Raw genomic sequence first — 19,687 nt, forward strand, 5'->3', positions numbered from 1 at the left:
GATGTCCTTTTTATCTTAGAAAAGAGGTGAGAATATGACGGATGTACATTGCAACAAAAAACAATGCTTAAATAATTGTAAGGGATGGTGTAAGGCCAAGGCGATACACATTGACGGTATGTGCAAGTCATATGCTCCTGCATCGTCATTGATCAACAAGAAGAATACAAACATAGTGAAGCGGTCGGGACGATACAAACAAGGTCCTAGCGATGTATTGAAATAAGGGTGTCTTTCAAAAAAAGGGGTATGCTTATAAAAATGAGCGAGGGTATTTTTAAAAACTTCTATAACTCTAGGCGTTGGCGACGATGCGCTAAAGCCTATGCCAAATCAAAGCTACATATATGCGAACGGTGTGGGGGATATAAAACAGGCACTAAGGATGATGGCACACGGCAACGATGGGTAGTGCATCATAAAAAGCCAATGGATGCCATGACGATACAAGATGACAATCTTGCTTATGGTTGGGATAACCTTATGTTCTTGTGCATAGAATGCCATAATGCTATACATCATGAGATGGAGACCTACAGCAAGCATGAAGTATTGACTAGTGGCGCTAGGTTACTACGAGCACGCAAGCGTGAGGTTTCATTTGATGAGAATGGCGATGTAATTTTGATAAATGATATTGATAACACTGATGAGAACACCCCCCCATAAAGCAGCCTAAATAATCAAAAACTGCACACCGGGGCCGCAGATTCGTAGAACATACAGGCCTCGCACGTGAGGGGTGTAGTTAACAATAGCAAGAAAGGAGCGTGAGAAGGTTGACAAACGATGAAAAGGCTAAGGCAAAAAAGAAGAGAATATCTGAATATAACAAGATTTTCAAAGATTTATCACTGGAAAAAAAGAAGTTAATAAAAAAAGCCATTGAACAAGCCGTACACATGGAATTTCAACTGGATCAGCTCCAAACAGCACTAGAAAAAGTCGGATTTGTTGAAGAATATCAAAATGGAAATAACCAATATGGCAAAAAAGAAAGCACTGAATCAAAGGCGTATAACCAGTTGATGAAGAACTATACGGCGGTTGTAAAAATTCTACTTGCTGAATTGCCACGTACTACACCAGTTGATGAGGATGACGAATTTAAAGAGTTCTTGAAGCGGGTGAGCAATCGATGAACCCGATTAGAGAATACTACAACGCTATCGTGGATGGTGAGGTAGTCACATCGGATCGAGTGAGACGTGTGTATAAGCATTTAGTAGAAAAGTTAGAGAATCCAGGGCAATACATCTATGATAAAGACCGTGCAGCGCTTGCAGTCGACTTTATAGAAATGTTTTGTAAGCATTCAAAGGGGAAATGGTCGGGTAAGCCTGTTATATTGGAATTATGGCAAAAAGCACTAGTCAGTGCACTGTTTGGTTTTATAGACAAAGATACAAAGCTTCGTGAATACACGGAGCTTATTTTAATTGTGGCTCGTAAAAATGGAAAATCTACGTTATCTGCTGCGATTGGTTTATATTTGCTGATAGCTGATGGTGAAATGGGTGCAGAAATCTATAGCGCTGCTACGAAACGTGACCAAGCCAAAATCATATGGGAAGAATCAGCTAATATGATTAAAAAATCTAAGTCACTAAGTAGGGTATGTAGTATTCGGGTAAATAAAATTATCAGTAGCACCAATGAAGGAAAGTTTATACCACTGTCTTCGGAATCGAATAGCCTTGACGGATTGAACGTACACGGCGCCCTAATTGATGAGTTGCACGCCATCACCGATAAAAATTTATATGATGTTATCGTGGACGGAATGAGTGCCAGGGAACAACCATTGACGGTGATTACATCCACGGCAGGGACGGTGCGTGAAAATATCTACGATATCAAATATGACGAAGCATGCCAAGTAGTCGATGGCTATGATGACCCAGAAGGATACCAAAATGAAAGAATTTTACCAATCGTCTATGAGTTAGACAAACGGAAAGAATGGACTGACCCGAGTTGTTGGCAAAAGGCGAACCCTGGTCTAGGCACTATCAAAAAAATTGAGCAATTGGCAGATAAGGTTAAGACGGCACAGAACAATCCTATCTACGTCACAAACCTTTTGACCAAGGATTTCAACGTTCGGGAAACATCGAGCGAAGTATTCCTTACGTTTGAACAACTTAACAACACAAGCGAATTTGATATATCCATACTAAAACCACGGTACGGCATTGGTGGCATTGACCTATCAGCCACAACAGACCTTACGTGTGCCACTATGCTATTTATGGTACCTAATGATCCTGTGAAGTATGTAAAGCAGATGTATTGGATACCAGAAGAGGTATTTGATAAACGTGTGGCGGAAGATAAAGTACCTTACGATGTATGGTATAAGCGCGGATTCATTCGTAAGTCACCAGGTAACAGAATCGATTACCGATTGATAGTGGATTGGTTCATAGAGCTACAACAAGAAGACGATATTTATTTGTATAAATGTGGCTATGACGGATGGAGCGCTGCGTATTTGGTGGAAGATATGAAAAACAAGTTCGGACGTTCCGTTATGGAAGCGGTTATACAAGGTAAAAAAACGCTTAGCGGGCCCATGAAGGCACTTGGAGCAGAGTTAGAGGGTAATCGTATTAACTACGGTAATAACCCTGTTCTAAAGTGGTGTATGGCCAATGTAGAGATTGATATAGATAGGAATGGAAATATTCAACCAGTCAAATCAATTCATGCAAAGAAACGAATAGATGGTTTCGCATCGCTCTTAAATACCTACGTGCAATATGAACGTTGCCAGGAAGATTACCACAACATCATTTAAAGGAGGTGAGACAATGAATGTTAGAGGGCTATTCAATAAAATATTTGGATACTTTATAGATGAACCAAGGAGACTGCAGAATGCAGAGTTCTTAGATGGATATACGAATGTATTCACACCGTTTCATGGAGTACCATATGATGATGCGACCTTTAGAGATTGTACGGATTCTATCGCAAGACATCTTGGGAAAATGAAATTAAAGCATGTACGCCAAACAGCCCATGGAACAGTTGAAGGAAACGCCACACTAAATTATTTGCTATCTACAAGACCGAATCCGATGATGACGGCTACAGAGTTCTTAGAAAAGGTTGTGGCGCAGTACTACAACTACAATAACGCATTTATTTATATTCAACGTGATATAAATGGAGCAGTACTGGCACTATATCCTGTTGATTTCGGTAGTGTAGAAATAAAAACGGATAGCAACGATGATTTGTACGTAAAATTCCAATTCCTGAACGGGAAAAGTATTACTGTACGATATGATGCGGTCATCCACATCAAGCGACATTTTTCTACACATCAATTATTCGGTGAAGATAATTCCAAGGCGATTAAGGAAGACTTAGACATGCTCCATGCGGTCAAGTCATCTATCATCAATTCTGTAAAGAATGGTAGTGCCCTTCGAGGAATTATCAACTTTGAAGGCACGTTGCGTGAAGATGATCAAGAAAAAGCATGGAAGCGGTTCACGGAAACCTATGCCAGTAGCAAGAATGGGTCGGGTATTGCCACATTAGACAATAAGGCGAGCTTTCAACAGCTAACAACAACTATTAGCACGTTTAATAAAGGTCAAATGGACTTCGCAAGGGATACAGTATATAAGCATTTTGGTATCAACGAAAAGATTATAACTGGAAACTACACCGAAGACGAATATATTGCATTCTATGAATCTGTATTAGAGCCAATCGCAATTAAGCTGACACAAGAATTTACAGAAAAGCTATTTACGAGCCGAGAAAAAGGTCATGGAAATGAAATCATTATGGAAAGCAATCGACTTTCCTACATGAGTGTTGCTAGTCGTATCAAGGTATGCGAAACATTGCTGCCTACTGGAGCTATTACAGTCAATGAAATTCGTGAAATTTTTGGTTATGAAGGAGTTGAAGGTGGAGACGATAGGCTAGTAAGCTTAAACTTCACAAAATACTCTGATTTAACACAGTATCAATTAGATGATGAGAAGGGAGGTGAAGGGAATGAAAAAGGGAAAAGAGTACCGCACGATGGAGATACGAGCAATGCTATTGGAAGCGTCGGAGGAAACTCAAACAAGAATGATTGAGGGATATGCTGCTGTATTCGAAGAAGAAACCATTATGTATGTTTCTGATTATAGTGGCTATACGTACAAAGAAGTCATTGCACGTGGAGCCTTTGATAATACTGACTTTACACATTGTGTATTGAATTATAATCATGGTGGGATGATGATGGCTAGAACGCAAAGTGGTACATTACGACTTGCTACAGATAGTAGAGGGTTGAAAGTGGAAGCGGATATGGCCAATACATCAAATGGGAATGATGTATATGAGCTTATCAAGCGTGGAGATTTATCGAAAATGTCATTTGCATTTACAGTGGCAAAGGAATCAGAAACGGTGGATAGGGAAAATAAAATATACACAAGATACATAGAACAAGTAGACCGTGTATATGATGTATCTATTGTAGATAACCCAGCCTATGAGGGAACCACTGTTGCATCTCGAGATCGGGGCGCACGTGATTGGGCTCATGAAAAGGAACAACGAAAACGATTGTTATTGAAGTTAAGAACTATGTAGAAAGGAACTATTATGAATAGATTAAAAGCTATTTTACAACGCAAAAAAGAAATTCGTGCATTATTAGAAGATACAGAGCAACGCAACTTGGATCTCGATGCATTAGAAAAAGAATTAGGCGAATTGGAGCAAGAAGAAACAGAAATTCGTCGCCGTGTAGAAATTTTAGAGAAAGCACCAAAAGGAACAAAAGAAGTAGAAAAACCAAAACAAGAAGAGCGTGAAGCGGTAGATATCTATGATTCTGTAGAGTATCGAAATGCATTCATGAACTATGTGGTGAAAGGCACACCAATTCCACAAGAATACCGTGCCAATCAAAACACATTAACTACAGATATTGGTGCCGTAATTCCTCCAACAACATTGAATAAAATCATTGAGAAGATGGAAAGCGTAGGCATGGTATTACCATTGGTAACGAATACATCCTTTAAATCTGGTTTAGCCATCCCTACATCTAATGTAGTGCCAGTAGCAACCTGGGTAAACGAAGGTCAAGGTTCTGACCGCCAAAAGCAAGCACCAGTAGGCAATGTAACATTCAGTCATTTCAAATTGCAATGCCGTGTATCCGTCTCCTTGGAAACATCTGTAATGGCATTATCTGCTTTTGAATCTATGTTGACGGCGAACATCGCAAAAGCAATGGTAAAATCCATCGAAACAGCCATCATTAATGGTACTGGTACAGGTCAACCTACAGGCATTTTAAAAGAAGCTGCTGAAGGTGTAAAAATCGATGTGAAAGCCTTTGATTATGCTACTTTGGTAAAAGCTGAAGCGGAATTACCTGTAGAGTACGAGCAAGGTACTATTTGGGTAATGTCCAAGAAAACATTCATGGAAATTGCTGCAATGGTTGATACAACAGGTCAACCGATTGCACGTACTAACTTTGGCATCGGTGGCAAGGTAGAACGTACTATCTTGGGACGTACTGTATTACTAGTACCGTACTTGAAAAACTTTGATGTAGCGCAAGCTGGAGACATCGTAGCGTTCATGTTCCGTTTTGAAGATTATGTGTTGAATACAAACTATCAAGTAGGCATTAAAACATATGAAGACAATGAAACGGACGATATCGTACGTAAATCTACAATGATTTGCGATGGTAAACCAGTTCAGTATCATTCTTTAGTTAAGTTAGCTAAGAAAGGCTAGGTCTTTAGATGGTTATTCTTGAAGATTTAAAATTGTTCTTGCGAATTGATGAAGACATCACAGACGATGACCAATATTTGGAAGAGTCAATTATCGCAGCGACAATTTACATTGAACAAATGACAGGAAAACCATATAAGAATGATCCATTGTACGATAGAGCCATCACATATATGGTGGCTCATTGGTACGAAAACCGAGATATTAACTCCACAAAAACTTTCGTACATGATTTGCCATACACATTAACACCTATTATTCAACACATTGCACTTTCACAAGCCTATTTGACGGCTAAGGAAATGGAAGATGTTAAGAAACAGACAGATGAGGTGAATACTCATGCTTAATATGGATGGAATTGGACGATTAAATAAGCAAGTAGATGTATTTCAATATAAAGACGAAAAAAAGGATGGTATTACTAAACAAGTGTTAGTAAGAGCCATCCCTAATCGTATATGGGCAAGAATTGAACCATTACGTGGACGTCAATATATGGAAGTGTATAAAGAAAAGCTAGAAGAAGTCCATAAAATCACAATACGATATCGTAAAGGGATTACGGCAGGGATGTTGATCAAGTACCAAGACACAACATACAAAGTCAATACAGTGGTAGACCCTTATATGGGTCATGTAAAACTGGAGTTGATGTGCAGTATTCATACGGCAGGTAAGAAGAAATGAAGATAGAAGAGTTTATCTCTAAAATGGATTCTTTCATCAAGGAATATCCAGAAGAATCGAAGAAAGCCTTGCGTAAAGAAGCGAATGCTATGCGAAAGGAATTAGTAGATGCATCACCAGTAGGGCGTGGCAAGAAAAAGAAAATCTCTAAAAGTTGGAAAATGAGCATGAAAGGCTCAACTGATACAACTCAAGAAGCAACTATACGAAATACATCGCCGCACTATCATTTGGTAGAGCGTGGTCATGTCATGCGCCACCCATCTGGCAAGGTATTAGGATATAAGCAAGGAACATATTTCTTCAAAAATACAATAGATAAAAGGAAAGATAGTTTCACAGAGAATATTGCCGAAAACCTATTTAAGCAATTGAAAGGAAAGTTATAATGGCTAAACGAGTATCACAAGTAAAATTGTGGAAACGTATAGCAAATATGATAGGGGATGAGTTTGATACCAAAGTGTATTCCGATGAAGTAAGAGAAGAGTTTGAAAAACCATGTTTTTTCATAAAATCTCTTATGCACTCACAATTACAGAATAAATTCTACATCAAACGAAATCTATCAATCATATGCACGTACTTTTCTGATGAAGATAACAAAAACGAAGACCACTATCTGGAGATGACTGACCGATTCTTACTGTTATTTCAACGAGGAATACATATAGAGGATAGGTATTTTGATGTTACAGACATCCATGGGGATAGAATTGGTGAAGATGACGACATCATGCAATTCACAATTGAAATTTCGTACATGGATACAACTGGAGTTCTTGAAGAAAAAGCAGAGAACGGGGAATCCATGGATACAGTTCAAGTTAGATATGAAGTAGAAACTGAGGAGGGAAAAAATGGCAAAATTAGGAATGCCTAGTGTAGTTGTCAAATTTGTGGAAGCGGGAATTGAGGCAATCCAACGTTCACAACGTGGTATTGTTGGATTAATTCTTGAAGATACAAAAATAGCAATCACTAAACTAGGACAAAAAACAGATGAACATGAAGCATTGAAGAATCCATTCACTGTATACACAGTGGATGATATTCCATCTGAATTAAGTGAAAAGAACAAAGATTATATTTTGAAAGCGTTAAAAGGGTACAATAAACCACCATTGAAAATTGTTGTATATATGATGGAAACTGCACAAGGTGGTGGCGCAGACAAATTCCAAGATCCATTAAAAGCAATGCTTACGGAACGATTCGATTATTTGGCAATTCCAACAATCGAAACGGCTCAGTTAGAATACTTAGGAACATGGGTTAAAACAGCACGAGAAAATAAATTTAAAAAGGTTAAAGTAGTATTGCCTAATCACCCTGGAGACTATGAGGGGGTCGTAAACTTTGCTAACACAAAAGTAGTGACAGCTGATAGAGAATATAAGCCAGCAGAGTATACTGCACGCATTGCAGGTTTAATTGCTGGAACCAATATGACACAATCCGCAACATATGCACCATTGAATGAAGTCATTGATTGCGATCGTTATACACAAGACGAAATGAATCAAATGGTAAATGAAGGAAAATTCTTCATTTGGTTTGATGGTGAAAAGTTCAAAATGAGCCGTGCCGTTAACTCATTAGTAACAACGAGCCAAGGCAAATTGGAAGGATTCCAAACGATGAAAATCGTTGACATCATGGACATGATGTACGACGACATCAAAAAGACGGCAGAAGATTCTTATATTGGTAAATATACGAATGACTATGAGAACAAGTGCTTATTGATTTCAGCCATTATGGGATATTTTAAGCAATTGGAAAACGAACGATTACTTCAAAAAGGATACAGTACATGCGAAATCGATACGGAAGCAGTCAGAACATATCAACTATCTCATGGATTGTATACTAAAGAAGAATTGGCTAAGATGTCCGATGAAGAAGTCAAACGCTTGGATACGAAAAAAATTGTATTCTTGAAAGCAAAAGTACGACCATTAGATGCAATGGAAGACATCCAATTGCCTATTTCTATTTAATAAGGAGGGACTATGAAGAATTTTGCACCACAACAGGTCATGACAGGGTCACACGGTCAAGTATGGATTGATGGTGACCTCGTTGCAGAAGTCACAGCCTTTAAAGCTGTCACTAAATTAAAAAAAGAGGAAGTTAAAAAGGCAAAAACCATGTCAACACAGTACAAATATGTAGGTTACGAGGGGAGTGGCAATATCACTATGAACAAAGTATCCTCATTATTAATTAAAAAATGTGCTGATAACATCAAGAAGGGTCGTGCTACGGTATGTCATGTGGTGGCACAATTGGATGACCCTGATGCGGTGGGCGTAGAAACTATTAGCATCTATGATGTGACATTTGACTCCCTCACATTGGCGAACTGGAAAGTAGGAAGTATTATTGAGGAATCCGCAGATTTCACATTCACAGATTTTGATATTATAGATGTAGCATAAGGAGAATAGAAGATGAGTTTATTAGAAAAATTGTTATCTGCAGATATTGGAATTATTACAACTGAATCTAAAGCAGAATTAGAGGTGCCACGTTTAACACAATTATTGGGCGAGCCATTTGTAGTAGAATTAAAAGAATTACCATTCCAACAAATTGAGGAAGCACGTAATTTTGCGACTACTGGTAAGGGAAAACATAAAGTGGTAGATAATGGAGAGTTCACATGTATCGTATTATCTAAAACTATTGTGACACCAGATTTAGGTGACCGTGATTTACACCAAAAATTTGGAGTTACCAATAAGTTAGACTGCATCAAAAAGTTATTCAAGCCAGGCGAGATTGACTTATTAGCAACAAAAGTATTTGAGTTATCTGGCTACAGCGATGAAGCGGTTAAGGATATTGTTGAAGAAGCAAAAAACGAATAACATCCGATGGTGATATGAACTTGGCATTTTATTTATTTGCCAATCATCATATGAAACCGTCGGATGTATTTAAAATGGGGCATGGAGAAAAAACAATTCTTCGTGCCTTTGTTGATGAAGAAATCCGATTATACGAGGAGGCACGGAAACAAAATGAGTAAAGTAATAGATTTAGTCATGCGCCTGCAAGACGGTGTAACATCCGTGCTTTCAGGTATTAATGCTCGTATGCAAGATACGGCAGTCGCTGCTAACAGCGCAGGTAGACGTGTACAAAAAGTCGGAGAAGGTATTACAGGCATTGGAGATAAGCTAATGCCTGTAAGTGCTGCTATTGTTGGTGCTGGAGCTGCTGCAGTTCATGCATTTGTAGGATTTGACAGCGCCGTTACATCGGCAGGTGCAAAGGCAGGTGCTACCGCAGAAGAAGTAGAGCGCTTGCGTGATGTTGCAAAAGGGTTAGGTGCTGACTTCCCAATTAGTGCAACAGAGGCGGCAGTTGCTATGGATGGATTAGCTGCTAGCGGTATGAATGCCAATCAAATTATGGGAACTCTACCGTCAATCGTGGAGGCCTCAGTAGCTTCGGGAGAATCATTAGAAGTAACATCTAATGTAGTTGCTGGAGCATTGAATACGTGGGGGCTAATGACTGGCAATGTGGCAGAGAACTCACAACGAATGGCTGACGTTATTCAGATGGCGGCGAACAAGTCAAAGCTTGGCATGGCAGATTTTGGAGTGGCCATGCAATATGCAGGTGCTCCAGCGGCTGCACTAGGTATCCAAGTAGAAGAACTTGCCACATCTATGGCGATTATGTCGAATAATAACATAGAAGCGAGTACAAGTGGTCGTGCCTTACGGATGATGTTAAGCAGATTAGTAGACCCACCAAAAGAAGCAAGCGAAGCACTCGCTAAGCTGGGTGTAAATGCAGTAGATAGTAGCGGTAAGTTTGTAGGTCTTGGAAATGTATATGATCAATTGCGTTCGAAGATGCAAGGGCTAACAGAGGCAGAGAAATTTAAACTAGCTGGAGATATTGCTGGTACAGAATCTGCATCCGCACTGTTAGCCGTATTAAATACTAGTACGGAAGATTATAATGAGTTGCGTCAAGCGATGGATGACGCTAGCGGTTCATCTAAAAAGCAAGCTGATTTAATGAAACAAACCCTGTTAGGGACATTTAAGGACTTAGCTAGTAAGGTGGAAGCATTAGGCATTTCATTTGCTGAGGTACTACAGCCTAAGATTAAAAGTGTATCCAATTCCTTGGGCGCATTAGCTACATGGTTTAAAAATTTAAATCCAGCGGTAAAAGATATGATTGTCAATATTGGACTAAGCGTTGTAGGATTTACGGCACTTACAAAGATATTGGGACCAGCCGTGAGCGGTATAGGAAGTCTAATGCGAGTGTATGCAGATATTGGCAAGGTGTTAGCGGGTTCACCGATTCAAAACAAACTGTTAGAGGTCTCCATTCACGGTATCATTAAGGCGTACAACCTATTAGGAAGTGTTGCAGGAAGAGTAATTCCATGGATTGCTAGATTATTACCAATGGCATTTACAGGTCCCGTAGGATTGGCAGTCGGTGCTATTGCATTGATTGGTATTGCAATTTGGAAGAACTGGGATACAGTAAGACCAGTATTAGAATCATTCGGTAGAGGGTTCATGGGGTTGGCTAGATATGTAGGAGATGTAGTCGCTAAAATATGGACACACCTACAACCATTCGTTACTAAGCTAACCGAAACATTTGGTAAAGGCATAGACCGACTTATGGCATCTTTACAAAGAATCGGAAAAGTATTGTCCCCCGTGTTAGATTTCATCATGTATACGGTAGGTGCCATTGCTGCCGTAATTATTGGCGGTCCATTAGCTGTGGCCATAGGACATTTAGTGATTGGGTTTAATCTTGCCGTTGCGGCGATTGAAGGAATCCTTACAGGGTTAGTGGTTGCCATTACAGGCATTATAGACGGGATTTCACAAATATTGAGTGGAATCATCGACTTTATCACAGGAGTATTTACTGGTAATTGGGCATTAGCATGGAGCGGAGTTGTAGGAGTATTTTCAGGAATTATTACAGGAATCACAGGTATTTTAGATGGAGTAATTGAAGGAATTAGAGCTTCTATCAATAGTTTAATTTCATCTATCAACGGCATTTCATTCACAACACCAGATTGGATTCCTGGAATTGGTGGAAAATCATTTGGACCATTAAACATTCCACTATTATATAGTGGTACAGACAATTGGGGTGGTGGTCCCGCCATGGTCCACGATAGAGGTGCAGAAATTATCAACTTGCCTAGTGGATCACAAGTCATTCCACATGCACAATCATTACGCAGTGCGTATGATCAGGGGAAACGAAGTGGAAATGGTGGAGGTGGTGGATTACAACTCACCATCCAAAACTTGAATGTACGTAACGATGGTAAAAGTGTAGAAGAATTGGCCAAAGAAATTATGGAGCATATTCATTATGAAATGTCGATTCGGTCGATTAACAAAATGGAAGGAGCCGTATAATGTCATTTTTTGATACAGTCCTATCCTTTTTTGGTGGTAAAGAACTCCCACAAGGTTGTACATTCACTCTATCATGTGCAGGAGAAAAGGTAGTCATGCCAGTGACCCCAGAGTCATTTAAAGCAGGCATTACATACAAGAATAGCACAATAGAAATCAATGCCATTGGTGAAATCAATATGATAGGTAATAGAGGCCTTGAGGTTATTTCATTTGATGGTTTTTTTCCTGCACAAAAATATGAATGGTCAGAAACAAATGATACGATGCCTTACAATTTAGTGAGGAAAATTAAACGATTTGCAACTATGAAAAGGCCGTGTAAGATAGTTATCTCTAACACGGCTATTTCAATGCCGTGCACAATAGAATCATTTAATTATGATGAACATGATGGAACAAGTGATGTGTACTATAGTATTTCCTTGAAAGAATACAGATATGTAAGGCCTACATCCGAAGTAAAGAATGACACAACAGGCTTGTACAGTCGCATCGCAGAAGCGCCAGAAGAAAAAGACGTGGTTGCTTATGAAGGAAATCACCTACTTGATACAGCAAATAAAATGGTATCAAAAGTGATGCCAATTGCAGAACAAGGGCAGAAGGCTATTAAAGCCTATAAAGCTATGGTAAAAAGTGGAGTAAATCCAATCAATGCCGCCATAAAAGTTAGTAAAAGAAGCGCAACAATTAAAGGAAAGGTAATACCATTATGAACACCTTAATTGAGCACATTACATATGATGGCCACACGCATGATATGACCCATTTAGTAGAGTCTTTCACCTGGTCGGGAAGTCAAGAGGAAGCAGCACGAAAAGTTGAATTGACTTATGCATATAATCCTAAAGACTTGAGTTTCTACAATCATCAAATACATCTTGGCGATAAGATTGCAATCACAGTGGATGATCATAAAATATTTGAAGGTAGAATATTCTTTAGAAAACGAGATACAAATGCATTCACAATGGCTATCACTGCATACGACCCAATGATCTACTTAGCAAAGTCAAAGGTGTATTTAGTATTTAACCAGGTAAAGGCAGTCGATGCATTCAGACGACTATCTGCAGAAGTAGAAATTCCATTTACAGCATTACCTAACATAGGGACAGTCGTAAATTTTGTGGCAGATGGCAAAAGCTGTACCGAAGTCATGAAAATGTTATATGACAATATCAAGGCAGATACAAAGAAAGATTTTATGGCTGTGCACTTACTAGATGGCATACATTTAGTAGAAAAAGGAACATTGATAGATGGATTTATTGCCAGCGATTCTTACAACGTAATAAACTCATCACATTCAGAATCAATTGAAGATATTGTGAATCGTGTAAAAACCGTTAATGAATCTGGAAATGTAATATCCACAGAAAGTGATGCGGAATCCATTAAAAGATACGGAATTTTCCAGGACATATATAAGCAACAACCAAAACCAAAAGGGAAAACAGTTAGTAATGTTTCTATGGCCAAGACAAAACCAAAGGGCGTAAAAAATGATTCTAGCATATCAGCACTAGGGAATATTCAGTGCATTTCAGGATATTCCATTATGGTAGAAGAAGAACAGCTACGAGGAAAGTTCTACATTAAAAGCGACACACATAGATTTCAAGGAAATATACACACTATGGATTTAACATTGGAATATATAGAAGAACAAGGGGGTGGCAATACAAATGGCAAGCAAAAACAATGATCCTTATTTAGGGGTGATTGACTTGATGCACAATATTGGTGGTACAGCTGGAAGACAAGCTATGCCAGGAATAGGAACCATCGTATCACCGCCACCTAACTTAGTTGTTGCTTATAATGGAATGGAATTGAATAAGTCGTTCTTATGGGTAGATGAGTATTGGTTGCAAGGTCATTATAGAGAATCTAAAGGACATATTATAAGCGAAACACAACCACGTGCAGGTGGAGTAGGTGCTGCTGAATACCAAAGCCACACGCATGATATTCATAATGATTATACGAAAACAAGGATTATGACTGATACATGGCATGCAGGCGATAAGGTTATGTTGATCCCCATTGTAGGAGATGATAACTCTACAGCAGAACAATACTTTGTATATGGTAAATGCAGGAGGTTGGACGGCAATGGCTAATCCATTTATTAAAGGTGGTACTGTTGCCACGGCAGATATTCAACGAAACTTACCATTATGTAAGGAATATGCTTGGGATTTCGCCAGAGATAATTTTATCTATGGAAAAGATAAACAGCCCAAAATTGTAACAGGAAATAAGGCGATTGAAATATGGGTGTGGAAAACTCTTAGAGTAGAACGATATAGATTTAGAGCATACTTTGATGACTATGGTATTGAGCTAGAACGATTCATAGGGAAAGTTACGAATGATTCTATCAGCCACTTTGACTTATTTGAATACGTGAAGGAAGCATTGTTGGTAAATCCTTATATTATCGAAGTAGAAGAAGTTGATTTCACGCAAGAACATAAGCAAGTAGTGTTACATATAGCATTACAAACCATATATGGTCATATAACGATTGGAGTGGAGGTATAATGTTTGAAATACAAACTAGACAAGATGTATTAAAAAGATTACTTCAAGATTTTAAAACAATTGATACAAATGGCATGTCAACGCATGAGGGAACATTCGCATTTGATACATTAAGTGCCAATGCTGTAGAGTTTGAAAAGAGTTACGCAGAAATGCAATTAATACTGGATGCAGCATTTCCACAAACATCGTGGGGGCAGTATCTAACCATGCATGCAGAAGCACATGGAGTAATTAGGAAGAAGGCTACAAAGTCAAAAGCAGTAGTTAAGCTAACAGGTGTGGCAGGAACTATAGTGCCTAAAGGTGTAACAGTAGGCACGGCAGAAGGCAAATTATTTCAAACTATTGAAACGGTAACAATTGGAAATACTGGTGATGCAATAGCAAATGTAGAATCCGAAGAAATTGGTAAAGATAGTAATGTGAATGCTAATACAATTACGGAGATTATTACAAACGTTGATGGATTAAAGTCAGTAATAAACGAAGAAGTAAGCTATGATGGATTCGATGAAGAAAACGATACGGATTTACTACAACGCTTGCTATTCAAAGTACGACAGCCAGCCACCAGCGGTAATGTATACCATTACATGCAATGGGCTCAATCCGTCAACGGTGTAGGGCAAGTAAAAGTATTACCACTATGGAATGGTGCTGGAACGGTTAAGGTGCTACTAGTAGATGTGAATAACGAATCTGCAAATACATCGTTATTAGATCGAGTAAAAGCAGTCATTGCAAAAGAAGCGCCAATTGGTGCTACGGTAACAGTGACTACACCAACGATTATGAATGTAAACATCTCATTTAGGGTAACAAAAGGACAAGCTAACAATGAAGCGGTCAAACGAATACTGAATGAAGAGTTTAAACGCCAAACATTTAGTATGAACTACATTTCCTATGCCAATATAGGGAAAGCATTATTGGCCAATGCAGAAACAGGGATTATTGATTATTCCGACTTACGAGTGAATGGTGGCACAACTAATATCACAATTACAGATGATCAACTCCCACGAGTCAATGAGGTGACAATCAATGGATAATTTTATTCGTTGGAAGACGGTAGATATACTTAAGTATCTACCGTTTTTTATTACAAAAGATGAATTGTTCAAAACAACAAATGATGCGGACAGTCGTGAGCATGAAAGAATTAGGGTTAAATTGTTGAAAATATTGGCTCAACTCAACATACAGAATGCAACTGACGGTATAAAGTTATGGGATACATTCATCGGAATTGACACATCTGCAGATGGTATTGATGTAAGAAGAGCGAGAATCATAGAACGATTGAATCATAATTCTAGTAGCACTAAAGAATTTCTTGAATATATTGCCAATCAATACATTTCAGATGAATCCGCAAGAATATCTTTATTCAATGAGCATTATGCGATGGACCTTGAATTTAATAAGGAAATGTGTTTTGATTTAGCGAAAATGAAAGAAGCGATTGATACATACAAGCCAGCACACATTGCTTATAGAACAATTGAAGTATCAAGCTTATCACATGATATTCAAATAGGTATATTTCCTTGCATTTCGGAAAGCACATATATTGGCTTTGACTCATCACTTAGCAATGAAGTGATTTCGTTAGAATTAAAAACAGTGAATGCATTGGCGATCACTGAAAATACGGTTATTAGTTAAAGGAGGTAATCATGGCACAGTTTCCAGGGTTGCGACTAACACAGCAAGGCAACCAAATGATTATACGATCTACTAGCGGTAGAGAAAGTGACCAATTGATCGTTACTAAGGCAATATTAGGCGATGGCAATTTAACATCATCCATTGAAGGAATGACAAATATTGTTAGCCCAAAATTGAATGTAAGCCTTACAAATATGTCAAACGGCGAAAATGGTACAAGAGTATTCAAATTTGAATTTGACAATAAAACCGTGAATACTGGATTTTACTGGCGTGAAGTTGGCGTGTATGCAAAAAATGGACAAAATGGCCAAGAAAAGCTAATTGCATATTCCAATGCTAGCGGATTAACATCATATATTCCAGATAAAAATAGTCCGATTCCGATGCAATCGTTACAAGTTGCAATAGCAGTTGGCGATTCCACGAATGTAGCAGCACAAATCGATTTAGGAGTATCAGTTTCTAGGGCTGATGTGGAAACTCTAATTAATACACACAAGGCAGATGCTAATGCTCACGGATTGGAGAAGTACGCAGGAGGCACAACCATTCCAAGTAACATTCGTAATTGGAACGACCTTACTAAGCCTGGCATCTACGAGTGCAACGCAGGTGTTCTTGGTTGGAGCAATGCACCATCATCCAGTAAAATCTATCCATACGGGCAGATTCACGTTACGAAAACAGAGGGTAACGTCATCACACAAACGTTTTACTCGCATGGTCAAGGTAAAGCGATTAAGCAGGCCAGCCGTACGTTCTATGTTGCCTGGGGAGCATGGCAATACTTTGGAGATTGGGAAAATACGATTACAGGTATTGCCAAACATAACGAGGGAATTAATGTCACAAAAGGTGATGCAACGGAACTGATTAAACTGATTACAAACAACAAGTCCGATTCTAACACCTTGTTGGCGCCTACATTGTCGGTTGTAAAATCATTGATTGGTGACGTGAATATAGACGTTCCTAGCATTCTGAAATCTAAAGGAGTTCGCTACGATTTTAGTAACGAAAATGCCTGGTACATCTGCTTTGGCGAAGCTTTTGGCGGTTTAATTATCCAAGGGGGAACTACTGCTAGTATTTACGATACTAAAGTAGATATTAATTATCCGATTTCCTTTAAGAGTAAAGTTTTATGGGGCGGTGTTACGATTGATCATAGTGGTATATCTAGTGGCGGGCTAGCAGCATATTTCCAAAGTGCCGATCTTAAAAGAGGGAAAGTTACATCGGATGCTATCAGCGATGCCTTTACAGCGGATATTAAATATATCGTAATCGGATATTAGTCTCCAAGGGGGAAAACGCCAAGAAAGAAACGAGGATTTAGTAACATTTCCTATTGCATTCTCTCATAAAATTTTAGGCATCCAATTGACAAAAGGGTGGGGCGTTAATGCTCCAAGTTACAAAAACGCCACATTGACTAATTTCACCATGTATTCCCACGACAATAGAAATTATCTAACTACATGGCTAGCTTACGGAAGTTAAATTCCTATCGCAATCCAGCAACCATTATTGCGAGATTTAGGATAATTAGTGTTGTTGCTTCCGCTTACAATCTTAAAATTGCTTGTTGTGATAGACTTTGGCCGCGCCATCATTTCGTGCCATGCCGTTGGCTCATCTAACATCATAGGCAGTACAGCCAATACTTTAGTGAATCTAATGGAATATGTAATATTTGCAGTTTCAGGAATGAATTTTCCCCCTTGGTGATTACTTACCAATGGCAATCCACTGTAACTTGGAAACGCCATTTTGTGCAGTTTGGTATTTAAACTTCGTTAAACTGATTACAGAAATTGCGCTTGTTGTCCATTCGTCTCGATCAAGAGTTTCAGCCGTATTTGTAGCTGTAACAATTGGCGTTCTTGTAAATGTTATAGGGAAATTAATAAAATCATCAAATATCCTGGAGGATACTTCAACATTAGCTTTTCCCCCTTGGTTATTTGCCAATTGCAATCCAATGGAGTTTTGGAAGATTTGCATCATCGCTACTTACTGTAAAGCTTGTTGTTGTTAATTCAGTAACAAGTGGGTAATGCTTATACGTATTAACCCAAGTCTTGCCAAGAGAGTTTACAAGGATGCTAAATACCGTTTTAAATGACAAAGGAAACGATTTTGTTGATCCTCGTGTAGATGTTACATTCTGTAATATTCCCCCTTGGTCATTTCAACGCCCTAATTGCCTTACGCAATTGATCGAGTGACTTATGGGTGTACACGCCATCTGTTACATTACTGCTAGCATGACCAAGCAGTAAGCGCTTAGCATTGTAGTTGGCACCTTCATTATCCAAACGTGTAGCGAAGGTGTGACGGCAGTCATGGGTGGTGTGTTTCGCATTAATAGCATGTATTGCCTTATTAAACTCACGGCTAAGTGATGAATAGGTACGGCATTCATGAATGACGTAGATCGCATCAAGCCTATTTGCGATGATAGGCCATATTCGATCGTGGATTGGAATCGTGCGGATACCTGATTTCGTCTTAGCCGATGTAATGCGGAGCGTACGTTGCTTGCGATTAACATCACGAGCCTTGAGGTTGATTAATTCCGATGCACGCATACCTGTATATAAAAGAATCAGCGGAATGTCATGCAGTGGTGATTCTAACCGCCATAAGCGGTTGATTGCTTGAGTAGTGAATGGCTTATGCGGTCGTACTGGTTTGTTATTCCCTAGATTTAGGAATTTGGCATAGTTGGTGGTGCACCATCCATTGATTATTGAATAGTCATATAGTTGACTAATAAGAGTTCGAACTTTCTTACAAGAACTGTAAGAAAGACCGCCATTAAGCATATTGTCAATAATTGACTGCAATTGTAAATATGTGATGTCGCTCATGGAAACATCGTGAATGCTCACTAGGTGCGCAAAGGCAGAACCGTAGTTGTTAAGGGTGTTAGTGCTTACACTCTTAGCGTGCGATGGTAGCCACATTTCATAGACATTAGTAAGGGTTGGGGACTGGCGAATTTGTTGGAGTGCATCCACCGCTTCATCGTAGGTGGCATAATAGCCAACTACAGAATAAACAACATAAGGGCGCTTAGTTGCGCCCTTTAATTTTTGAATTAATTTCATTTTGATTACCTCGTTGAAAGGAGAATAAAGAAATGGAAAATCAATATGTATTTATTTTAAATGAAAAAGGTGAGCGAATCACGTCTCTATTAATTGGCGTGCATGGAGAGACAGAGGAGGAATGTCTCGAACTTGCTAAACGAGATTATCCAAATCATACGTATGTCACTGGTGGGGATGAAATGCAATCGCAGTTTGTCGATTACAAATGCTACATCGATGGAAAATTTGTTGATTACGTGCCAGAAGTCATTGAGCCAACAAAAAAAGAAAAAATTGAAGCCTTGAAGAAAGAGGCGGAGGCTGAACGTGAAAAGCTGAAAGAAGTATTCTTGACTAAGCAAATGAAAGGCTTACCCACTGACGACATCAAGGCGCAATTCAAACAAATTGACATTGACTTAATCAAGAAGATTAAAGAATTGAAATAGGAGGTAT

The 19,687-nt window shown here is 38.8% G+C and carries 26 protein-coding genes; 23 read left to right on the plus strand and 3 right to left on the minus strand.

Features of this window, described 5'->3' with window-relative positions:
* Positions 1-261: 261 nt before the first annotated feature.
* The 22 genes from EO113_RS00955 to EO113_RS01055 all read left to right on the plus strand — a co-directional run bounded on the left by EO113_RS00955 (position 262) and on the right by EO113_RS01055 (position 17,431).
* Positions 262-669 carry an HNH endonuclease gene (locus EO113_RS00955; protein ID WP_164726278.1) on the plus strand — a complete coding sequence of 136 codons (408 nt, stop codon included), beginning with the start codon at positions 262-264 and terminating at the stop codon, positions 667-669.
* A gap of 110 nt (positions 670-779) precedes the next feature.
* Entirely contained in the window at positions 780-1,142 is a 363-nt protein-coding gene (locus EO113_RS00960; RefSeq protein ID WP_127135274.1) for a hypothetical protein, read from the plus strand.
* Positions 1,139-2,800 carry a terminase large subunit gene (locus tag EO113_RS00965; protein WP_127135275.1) on the plus strand — a complete coding sequence of 554 codons (1,662 nt, stop codon included), beginning with the start codon at positions 1,139-1,141 and terminating at the stop codon, positions 2,798-2,800. Before EO113_RS00960 ends, EO113_RS00965 begins: the two co-directional genes overlap by 4 nt.
* A 13-nt stretch (positions 2,801-2,813) precedes the next feature.
* Positions 2,814-4,106 (plus strand): phage portal protein, encoded by a 1,293-nt coding sequence (locus tag EO113_RS00970; protein ID WP_164726279.1) that lies wholly within the window; start codon positions 2,814-2,816, stop codon positions 4,104-4,106.
* The gene (locus EO113_RS00975) at positions 4,021-4,611 is read left to right on the plus strand and encodes an HK97 family phage prohead protease (RefSeq protein ID WP_164726280.1); all 591 of its coding nucleotides are present in this window, start codon (positions 4,021-4,023) and stop codon (positions 4,609-4,611) included. Before EO113_RS00970 ends, EO113_RS00975 begins: the two co-directional genes overlap by 86 nt.
* A gap of 12 nt (positions 4,612-4,623) precedes the next feature.
* Complete coding sequence (locus EO113_RS00980; protein WP_127135278.1) at positions 4,624-5,778, plus strand: phage major capsid protein; 1,155 nt, start codon at positions 4,624-4,626, stop codon at positions 5,776-5,778.
* A gap of 8 nt (positions 5,779-5,786) precedes the next feature.
* Positions 5,787-6,128 (plus strand): head-tail connector protein, encoded by a 342-nt coding sequence (locus EO113_RS00985; RefSeq protein ID WP_127135279.1) that lies wholly within the window; start codon positions 5,787-5,789, stop codon positions 6,126-6,128.
* Entirely contained in the window at positions 6,121-6,468 is a 348-nt protein-coding gene (locus EO113_RS00990; RefSeq protein ID WP_127135280.1) for a phage head closure protein, read from the plus strand. Before EO113_RS00985 ends, EO113_RS00990 begins: the two co-directional genes overlap by 8 nt.
* Positions 6,465-6,857 (plus strand): HK97 gp10 family phage protein, encoded by a 393-nt coding sequence (locus EO113_RS00995; protein WP_127135281.1) that lies wholly within the window; start codon positions 6,465-6,467, stop codon positions 6,855-6,857. The genes EO113_RS00990 and EO113_RS00995 overlap by 4 nt, the downstream gene beginning before the upstream one ends.
* Positions 6,857-7,351 carry a DUF6838 family protein gene (locus EO113_RS01000; protein WP_127135282.1) on the plus strand — a complete coding sequence of 165 codons (495 nt, stop codon included), beginning with the start codon at positions 6,857-6,859 and terminating at the stop codon, positions 7,349-7,351. Before EO113_RS00995 ends, EO113_RS01000 begins: the two co-directional genes overlap by 1 nt.
* Positions 7,329-8,471, plus strand: a complete 1,143-nt coding sequence (locus EO113_RS01005; RefSeq protein WP_127135283.1) for a phage tail sheath subtilisin-like domain-containing protein — start codon at positions 7,329-7,331, stop codon at positions 8,469-8,471. The genes EO113_RS01000 and EO113_RS01005 overlap by 23 nt, the downstream gene beginning before the upstream one ends.
* A 12-nt stretch (positions 8,472-8,483) precedes the next feature.
* Entirely contained in the window at positions 8,484-8,912 is a 429-nt protein-coding gene (locus EO113_RS01010; protein WP_127135284.1) for a phage tail tube protein, read from the plus strand.
* 12 nt (positions 8,913-8,924) lie between these two features.
* Positions 8,925-9,344, plus strand: coding sequence for a hypothetical protein (locus tag EO113_RS01015; RefSeq protein ID WP_127135285.1), 420 nt, complete (start codon positions 8,925-8,927; stop codon positions 9,342-9,344).
* Between the two features lie 20 nt (positions 9,345-9,364).
* A complete protein-coding gene (locus EO113_RS08065) occupies positions 9,365-9,505 on the plus strand; it encodes a hypothetical protein (RefSeq protein WP_164726281.1) in 141 nt (46 codons plus the stop codon).
* Positions 9,498-11,903: a phage tail tape measure protein gene (locus EO113_RS01020; RefSeq protein WP_164726282.1), complete on the plus strand. Its 2,406-nt coding sequence runs from the start codon at positions 9,498-9,500 to the stop codon at positions 11,901-11,903. The genes EO113_RS08065 and EO113_RS01020 overlap by 8 nt, the downstream gene beginning before the upstream one ends.
* Entirely contained in the window at positions 11,903-12,622 is a 720-nt protein-coding gene (locus EO113_RS01025) for a phage baseplate protein (protein ID WP_127068963.1), read from the plus strand. The genes EO113_RS01020 and EO113_RS01025 overlap by 1 nt, the downstream gene beginning before the upstream one ends.
* Positions 12,619-13,614, plus strand: coding sequence for a hypothetical protein (locus tag EO113_RS01030; protein WP_127135287.1), 996 nt, complete (start codon positions 12,619-12,621; stop codon positions 13,612-13,614). The genes EO113_RS01025 and EO113_RS01030 overlap by 4 nt, the downstream gene beginning before the upstream one ends.
* Positions 13,595-14,032 (plus strand): DUF2577 family protein, encoded by a 438-nt coding sequence (locus EO113_RS01035; RefSeq protein WP_127135288.1) that lies wholly within the window; start codon positions 13,595-13,597, stop codon positions 14,030-14,032. The genes EO113_RS01030 and EO113_RS01035 overlap by 20 nt, the downstream gene beginning before the upstream one ends.
* Entirely contained in the window at positions 14,025-14,456 is a 432-nt protein-coding gene (locus EO113_RS01040) for a DUF2634 domain-containing protein (RefSeq protein WP_164726283.1), read from the plus strand. The genes EO113_RS01035 and EO113_RS01040 overlap by 8 nt, the downstream gene beginning before the upstream one ends.
* Positions 14,456-15,511: a baseplate J/gp47 family protein gene (locus EO113_RS01045; RefSeq protein WP_127135290.1), complete on the plus strand. Its 1,056-nt coding sequence runs from the start codon at positions 14,456-14,458 to the stop codon at positions 15,509-15,511. Before EO113_RS01040 ends, EO113_RS01045 begins: the two co-directional genes overlap by 1 nt.
* The gene (locus EO113_RS01050; protein WP_127135291.1) at positions 15,504-16,127 is read left to right on the plus strand and encodes a putative phage tail protein; all 624 of its coding nucleotides are present in this window, start codon (positions 15,504-15,506) and stop codon (positions 16,125-16,127) included. The genes EO113_RS01045 and EO113_RS01050 overlap by 8 nt, the downstream gene beginning before the upstream one ends.
* An 11-nt stretch (positions 16,128-16,138) precedes the next feature.
* Entirely contained in the window at positions 16,139-17,431 is a 1,293-nt protein-coding gene (locus EO113_RS01055; protein WP_127135292.1) for a pyocin knob domain-containing protein, read from the plus strand.
* 201 nt (positions 17,432-17,632) lie between these two features.
* Here EO113_RS01055 and EO113_RS01060 read toward each other — a convergent pair whose 3' ends face one another.
* The 3 genes from EO113_RS01060 to EO113_RS08275 all read right to left on the minus strand — a co-directional run bounded on the left by EO113_RS01060 (position 17,633) and on the right by EO113_RS08275 (position 19,249).
* Entirely contained in the window at positions 17,633-17,905 is a 273-nt protein-coding gene (locus tag EO113_RS01060; protein ID WP_164726284.1) for a hypothetical protein, read from the minus strand.
* The gene (locus EO113_RS01065; RefSeq protein ID WP_127135294.1) at positions 17,865-18,143 is read right to left on the minus strand and encodes a hypothetical protein; all 279 of its coding nucleotides are present in this window, start codon (positions 18,141-18,143) and stop codon (positions 17,865-17,867) included. Before EO113_RS01065 ends, EO113_RS01060 begins: the two co-directional genes overlap by 41 nt.
* A gap of 179 nt (positions 18,144-18,322) precedes the next feature.
* Positions 18,323-19,249, minus strand: coding sequence for a site-specific integrase (locus EO113_RS08275; RefSeq protein WP_127135295.1), 927 nt, complete (start codon positions 19,247-19,249; stop codon positions 18,323-18,325).
* Positions 19,250-19,281: 32 nt separating this feature from the next.
* Here EO113_RS08275 and EO113_RS01075 point away from each other — a divergent pair, with 32 nt between their 5' ends.
* Positions 19,282-19,680, plus strand: coding sequence for a hypothetical protein (locus EO113_RS01075; protein WP_127135296.1), 399 nt, complete (start codon positions 19,282-19,284; stop codon positions 19,678-19,680).
* Positions 19,681-19,687 lie beyond the last annotated feature (7 nt).

The organism is Veillonella sp. 3913 (assembly GCF_003992235.1).
Lineage (GTDB): Bacteria > Bacillota > Negativicutes > Veillonellales > Veillonellaceae > F0422.

Coding starts and splice junctions, on each gene's coding strand:
- EO113_RS01025 (WP_127068963.1), top strand. CDS start 11,903: ATGTCATTTTTTGATACAGTCCTATCCTTTTTTGGTGGTAAAGAACTC.
- EO113_RS00990 (WP_127135280.1), top strand. CDS start 6,121: ATGCTTAATATGGATGGAATTGGACGATTAAATAAGCAAGTAGATGTA.
- EO113_RS01065 (WP_127135294.1), bottom strand. CDS start 18,143: ATGATGCAAATCTTCCAAAACTCCATTGGATTGCAATTGGCAAATAAC.
- EO113_RS00970 (WP_164726279.1), top strand. CDS start 2,814: ATGAATGTTAGAGGGCTATTCAATAAAATATTTGGATACTTTATAGAT.
- EO113_RS01035 (WP_127135288.1), top strand. CDS start 13,595: ATGGCAAGCAAAAACAATGATCCTTATTTAGGGGTGATTGACTTGATG.
- EO113_RS00995 (WP_127135281.1), top strand. CDS start 6,465: ATGAAGATAGAAGAGTTTATCTCTAAAATGGATTCTTTCATCAAGGAA.
- EO113_RS00980 (WP_127135278.1), top strand. CDS start 4,624: ATGAATAGATTAAAAGCTATTTTACAACGCAAAAAAGAAATTCGTGCA.
- EO113_RS01040 (WP_164726283.1), top strand. CDS start 14,025: ATGGCTAATCCATTTATTAAAGGTGGTACTGTTGCCACGGCAGATATT.
- EO113_RS01015 (WP_127135285.1), top strand. CDS start 8,925: ATGAGTTTATTAGAAAAATTGTTATCTGCAGATATTGGAATTATTACA.
- EO113_RS01030 (WP_127135287.1), top strand. CDS start 12,619: ATGAACACCTTAATTGAGCACATTACATATGATGGCCACACGCATGAT.
- EO113_RS01055 (WP_127135292.1), top strand. CDS start 16,139: ATGGCACAGTTTCCAGGGTTGCGACTAACACAGCAAGGCAACCAAATG.
- EO113_RS01000 (WP_127135282.1), top strand. CDS start 6,857: ATGGCTAAACGAGTATCACAAGTAAAATTGTGGAAACGTATAGCAAAT.
- EO113_RS08275 (WP_127135295.1), bottom strand. CDS start 19,249: ATGAAATTAATTCAAAAATTAAAGGGCGCAACTAAGCGCCCTTATGTT.
- EO113_RS01050 (WP_127135291.1), top strand. CDS start 15,504: ATGGATAATTTTATTCGTTGGAAGACGGTAGATATACTTAAGTATCTA.
- EO113_RS00985 (WP_127135279.1), top strand. CDS start 5,787: ATGGTTATTCTTGAAGATTTAAAATTGTTCTTGCGAATTGATGAAGAC.
- EO113_RS01075 (WP_127135296.1), top strand. CDS start 19,282: ATGGAAAATCAATATGTATTTATTTTAAATGAAAAAGGTGAGCGAATC.
- EO113_RS01060 (WP_164726284.1), bottom strand. CDS start 17,905: ATGGCGTTTCCAAGTTACAGTGGATTGCCATTGGTAAGTAATCACCAA.
- EO113_RS01010 (WP_127135284.1), top strand. CDS start 8,484: ATGAAGAATTTTGCACCACAACAGGTCATGACAGGGTCACACGGTCAA.
- EO113_RS00965 (WP_127135275.1), top strand. CDS start 1,139: ATGAACCCGATTAGAGAATACTACAACGCTATCGTGGATGGTGAGGTA.
- EO113_RS01005 (WP_127135283.1), top strand. CDS start 7,329: ATGGCAAAATTAGGAATGCCTAGTGTAGTTGTCAAATTTGTGGAAGCG.
- EO113_RS00955 (WP_164726278.1), top strand. CDS start 262: ATGAGCGAGGGTATTTTTAAAAACTTCTATAACTCTAGGCGTTGGCGA.
- EO113_RS00975 (WP_164726280.1), top strand. CDS start 4,021: ATGAAAAAGGGAAAAGAGTACCGCACGATGGAGATACGAGCAATGCTA.
- EO113_RS01045 (WP_127135290.1), top strand. CDS start 14,456: ATGTTTGAAATACAAACTAGACAAGATGTATTAAAAAGATTACTTCAA.
- EO113_RS01020 (WP_164726282.1), top strand. CDS start 9,498: ATGAGTAAAGTAATAGATTTAGTCATGCGCCTGCAAGACGGTGTAACA.